This is a genomic window from Protofrankia sp. Cas8, from assembly GCF_963555845.1.
In the GTDB taxonomy this organism is placed as follows: domain Bacteria; phylum Actinomycetota; class Actinomycetes; order Frankiales; family Frankiaceae; genus Protofrankia.
In genome coordinates, this window is record NZ_CAUVXI010000029.1 from 30,857 (window position 1) to 36,265 (window position 5,409).

At 67.4% G+C, this 5,409-nt stretch carries 3 protein-coding genes and 1 tRNA gene; 2 read left to right on the forward strand and 2 right to left on the reverse strand.

Annotated features, from left to right (window positions below; all coding sequences use genetic code 11):
- Both U9977_RS07105 and ssb read right to left on the reverse strand, forming a co-directional pair.
- A partial coding sequence (locus tag U9977_RS07105; protein ID WP_322748381.1) for a hypothetical protein occupies window positions 1-1,951 on the reverse strand: 1,951 nt, incomplete at its 3' end.
- A 270-nt stretch (window positions 1,952-2,221) separates the two neighbouring features.
- The gene (ssb, locus tag U9977_RS07110; RefSeq protein WP_322748382.1) at window positions 2,222-2,941 is read right to left on the reverse strand and encodes a single-stranded DNA-binding protein; all 720 of its coding nucleotides are present in this window, start codon (window positions 2,939-2,941) and stop codon (window positions 2,222-2,224) included.
- Between the two features lie 458 nt (window positions 2,942-3,399).
- Here ssb and U9977_RS07115 point away from each other — a divergent pair.
- A tRNA-Arg gene (locus tag U9977_RS07115) sits at window positions 3,400-3,472 on the forward strand.
- 757 nt (window positions 3,473-4,229) lie between these two features.
- A partial coding sequence (locus U9977_RS07120; protein ID WP_322748383.1) for a helix-turn-helix domain-containing protein occupies window positions 4,230-5,409 on the forward strand: 1,180 nt, incomplete at its 3' end.

Here is a 5,409-nt window from a genome sequence, read left to right on the forward strand (position 1 = left end):
CGACAACGCTGACGCCGGTCCCGGTCCCGGTCCCGGCATCGACGCGGACCGGGAGATCCTGGCGGTCGAGAAACCGTTCACCGCCACCAGACGCCAGCGTGTAGAACAACGCCAATATCACCGAATGATCCATTTTCGCCAACACGCCTGCCGTGGGTACACCCACCGCAGGTACAGCACTGATCGTGGAAGCGGAACCGATGCCGGCCACGTCCACCCTGTCGGGGCTAATGGTGAGCGTAGCGGTCACCGGCCGGGCCGGGTCCAGGGAGTAGGACGCTCGACGTCCGTCAGAGATCACCTCCAACCGGGCCGCGCGAGCCCCGGCCGGAACCGATGCACGCACATCGACACCGATGCTCAGCCCGTCGACGACCCGCAGCCGTTCCAACCGCGCAGCCGACGGTGACTCAAGTGTCCGGTTGTATCCGTCGGGCAACCGAAGCAGGTACGGTGATCGATCCGGATGATCGGCGAGAACGGTGAAGTCGGCGCGGCCTCGTGATACCGCATACAACACCCGGCCGTCCATCGCGGGCGAGTTGGCCACCACCGACGTGGGGTGCATGAGGAACGCCGGGTCGGCCGACACGATGACCAGTACTCGCCCGGGTTGGGCTGTGATCATGTTTGTCAAATTGCGATCACGTCGGGTGAAGGACACGTTGGCCCCCACCGCGAAGACGAGCACAACGGTACTCAGCCCCAGACAGGCAGCAGCGGTGAGCCCGCCTGCCCATGGCCGCGCGACGGCGAGGTCGATCAGCCCCCGAGCTCCGAAAAAGACCAGTGGGATGAGTACGGGCATGAGGTAGAAAGGACCGACATAGCGGATGCCACCCCACAGTTCGGCCGCGTTCCAGGCTCCCCAGAACACGATGTACCCAAGAATCAGCAGAACTGCCCCGACCCCGACCGCGAGGGCCGGCCCGGACAGTCGACGGCGGACGACCGCCGCGACCGACAGTGCTGCCAGGAACACGCCACCGCACGCCCAGATACCGAGAAACCAGAGATGGTCACCGATGGAGACGAGCCCTTCAACCGGCCCGAAGCGGTGCGCAGGGTCGGTGGGAAACAGGCGGCGATCCCCGAAGCCCAGCTTGTCGTCGGGCTCAAGCAGCGCAAACGGCAGTGTGAACGGACTGCCCGTTGCCGCCGCATTGTAGCTGAGCAACGCGGCGACCGGGACGATCAGCCCTACCCCGACCCAACGCAGCAGCCACCACCGCTGTCCGCGGGCGCCCCGGTGCACGGCCCACACCGCAAGCGGGCCGAGCACCAGGGCCGTGTCGTACGGGCGCACCGCCATCGCCAACCCCAGCGCCAGCCCTGCCGTGACAAGCGGCGCCCCACGACCGGTTCGCAGCCCTCGCAGCAACCCGACAAGCACGCACTCATACAGCACAAGGACCGGCAGATAGGACAACATCATCGCGCTGTGCAGAATGACCAGCGGCGACAGTGCCAGCAGCCAGGCTGCGACCGCGGCGGCCCGCCGATCGCCCAGCAACTCGATTCCGGCGTGGTAGGTCGCCACAACCGCGGCGGCGGCGACAAAGGCGAGTCCCGCGACGGTCCCGCCGGTGAGCACGAGGCTCAACGCGAACAGCCCGGCAACCACCGGGGTGTACTTCAGGACGTAGTGGCCGTCGACGACCGCCGCCAGCCACGGTGCGTAGGACTGCGCCGGCGTCGACGCCGACGGAAACAGATGGCCGCCCGCCAGTGTCTGGGCCTGCAGCCGGTAGAGGGCCTCGTCGTTGTTGATCGACAGATACGGAAACAGATAGTGATTGATCAGGACAGCCGCAAGCGCGCTGAGCACGGCCGCGGCCGCCACTGTCCATCCGGGCCGAGACACCGCGGCCAGCCGTGACCGCAGTACCACCAACGGTCGGCGCCACGACGGTCGTGGGTCACCGAGCCGGTCGAGCACGGGCTCGGGCAACGGGTCGAGGCGGTCATCTGACCGGCTCCGGCTAGAGGGCCAAAGGCGATGCGATCGTGGTTCTGGCGCATCGCCGGGTGCCGTGGGCCCGTCCACGCGCCCACGCGGTACCCGGATGGGCGTCGGTATATCGGCACCCCGCGCGCTGGTCACGGACTGACGCTACCCACAGGTCCGGGTGGGACCGGGCATCCACCCGTCTCATGACCGTTTCGCAACCGGGCGGCGCCTGTGCCGACAGCCACCCGCAAGCCGCCGACTACCGTGCCATCACACCGTCGCCGGACGCTGGGCCGGGACGCCGGGGGGGCGGCGCTCAGACCCCGGCGCCCCTGGTAGATCGCCTGGTATCGACTCGCCGAGCAGCTCGTCCGCGCCTGCATGGGTGAAACCCCCGTCACGGTACCCGGAGCCGGTTCCGACGCCGGTCTGGCCATTGTGCACACCGGTCATGCCATTGCCGGCGAGGGGCTCGGAGCCCACCGCACTTCCTTCGCCTTCGGTGGCGTCCACGACCTCCACCGCGCCCATGGCGTCCGTGACCTCCATAGCCTCGTCTGCCTCCGTAGCCTCGGCTGCCTCCGTAACCTCGGTGACGTCCATGACCTCCGTGGCTTCCCGGTTCGAGCGGACCACCCGCCGGACCTTGGCCGACTGGCGGGTCAGGTCGACAGCGACCGCATCGGCATCCACTTCGTAGACGACCCGGCGGCCTCCGTCCTGGGTCTCGAAGGACCTCTGCCGCAGCCGCCCGACCACGAGCGTCCTGTCGCCCTTGTGCAGCGACGCTCCGACGTTCTCCGCCAGGTGCCGCCAGCAGGTGACGGTCACGAATACGGTGTGGCCATCCACCCAGCGGTTCTGCGAACGGTCGAACCGGCGCGACGTGCTGGCCATGCGCAGGGAGCAGACGAAGTTCCCGTTCGCCGTGCATCGCACGTCAGGGTCATCGACGAGGTTGCCGAGCAGCGTGACCGATGCTTCGATCATGGTTCCTCCCGGATCATGGATACTGGCCTGCTTCCGTGACGGACGGTCCCGAAGGGTCGCCGGCCCTGAGAAACCCGGCGAGACCGTCCGCTGTCTCGTCCCACGTCACACTGTGACCGTTGACGACCACTTCGACACGCCACCGAGGTCCGCTGTGGAAAGCCGCGCAGCTGTCCACAGCAGCGACACTGCGGGATGCACGATCAGTACAAAATATGCCATTCTGGACTTTTTGACCAAGCGTCACAAGGTCATCCGAGTATCGGGGCGTGGCGAGGCATGCGACCAGCTGACCGCGTCGGATTGGCACCGGGGGACGGCGCGAGACCCGGTTCATCAGGCTCGGACATGCCGGCAGCTGGTTGACACGGGGCGCGAAATGATCGATTATTCCTCCGCTGGCCAGGTGCGAACCGCGCTGCGCGTTCATGCCAGGAGACCCGCACAATAGGCGGTAAGCGCCCGTAGCTCAGCGGATAGAGCAAGTGCCTTCTAAGCACTTGGTCGCAGGTTCGATCCCTGCCGGGCGCACTCAGTCTTGCCAGCAAAGATCGACATGTATTGTGACCTGCGCTTTAACTGGTCCCGCAAGGCCACGACGATCCGCTGGTACTGCCTGGCGCTGTTGAGGTTCTCGGCGAGGATGGCAACATGTCGATCAACGTCACCGGACACCTCGGCAAGTTGCTCCCGCAGGTCGCGGGCCGCGACCAGCTGGCCCCAGGACCCCGGCTCAGCGGCGGCTGAGCGCCGCGCCACCTCGGCGCTCAGCTCGGACAGACCCCTGGCGCCCAGCGCGGGCACGAACTCGGCCAGCCGGATCTCCGGCCAGCCCGGCCCGTCGAACGACAGCGCCGCCAACCAGCGCGCGAGCCCCGCCTGATCCGGCGGGGCATCCACACAGGCACGGGCGTACAGGCTCATCATGTGGCGCAGGTCCGTGCCGACGATCCCCGACGAGTCGTCCATGTACATCAGGGCGCTGGTCATCCGGTCCACCGCCTTGTGCAACGCCGGCACCACAGCACCCGCGTTCCCGTCCGCCAGCAACCGCTCACAACAATCAGCCAGCTCCAGCGCAGCCTGGGGATACTCACGCCGACCCGCGCGCGGATCACGACGCCGGTCCCGCCGCAACGCGTTCGCCAGTACCGTCAGGTCATCGCCCCTGGTCACCCGTTCATCCCACCAGACCGGGCACCCCGGGACGATGGCCGGCGACCGGAACACCACTGGTGGTAGGGCCGACCCCGGACGAGATTTCCCTTCAGAGTAGAGTTCCGAGCTTGTGGACCTGTCGGATCTCCTGGCCCGACCTGAGGGCAAGACCCTCGAGTTCAAGCGTGACCTGTCGTCACCTCGGGGTGTTCTGCGGAGTCTGGTCGCCTTCGCCAACACCGCTGGCGGTGTGCTGCTGATCGGCGTCGAGGACGGCACACGCCACGTCCGGGGGGTGCCGGAACCTCTGGATCTCGAAGAACGACTGGCGAATCTGATCAGCGACGCGATCGCGCCCCGTATGGTTCCCGACATCGAGATCGCGCCGTGGCGCGGCACCCAGCTTGTCGCGGTGGAGGTCTACCCGAGCCCGTCCCGGCCGCATCATGTCAGCCAGGAGGGCCCGGAGAGCGGCGTCTACGTGCGGGTCGGTTCAACCAATCGACGGGCCGACTCCGACCTGGTCGAAGAACTGCGCCGCTACGCACGGGGCGAAGTCTACGACGAACAGGCAACGCCGGAACTGGGCTCGGACGCGATCGACTTCCCGGCGGCTGCCGAGGCGTTCAGCCAGCTCCGAAAGCTACGCCCCGCCGACCTGGAGACCCTCAGACTGGTGACGGCCCACCAAGGACGGCTCGTCCCGACCGTCGGCGGCCTGCTGCTGTTCGGCCGTGACCAGGACCGTGCCCGGCTTTTCCCCGATGCCTGGATCCAGGCCGGACAGTTCCTCGGCACCGACAAGTCCCAGATCGTCGACCAGGCAGAGATCCGATCCAACCTGGTACTCGCGGTGGAAGACGCGCTCGGGTTCGTGCGTAAGCACAGTCTGCACGGCATCGACATCGGCCCTGTCCTGCGAACAGACCGGTGGAACCTGCCTCCGGTCGCGGTCCGGGAAGCGGTCGTCAACGCGGTGGCACACGCCGACTACCGGCAGCGCGGCGCGCCCATCCGCATCGCGGTCTTCGACGACCGCCTCGAAGTGGAGAACCCCGGCCTGCTGCAGTTCGGACTGACGGTCGACGATATCCGTCGCGGAGTGTCCAAACTGCGCAACCGGGTCATCGGCCGGGTCTTCAATTCACTGGGGCTGATCGAGCAGTGGGGCAGCGGCATCCAACGAATGACCACCGCATGCCTGGACGCGGGACTTCCCCCGCCAGACCTCGAAGAGATCGGCACCCGGTTCCGCGTCACGCTGTGGACCCAGCGTGTCCAGCTGCCGACCCTGGACGCCAAGGACCGGG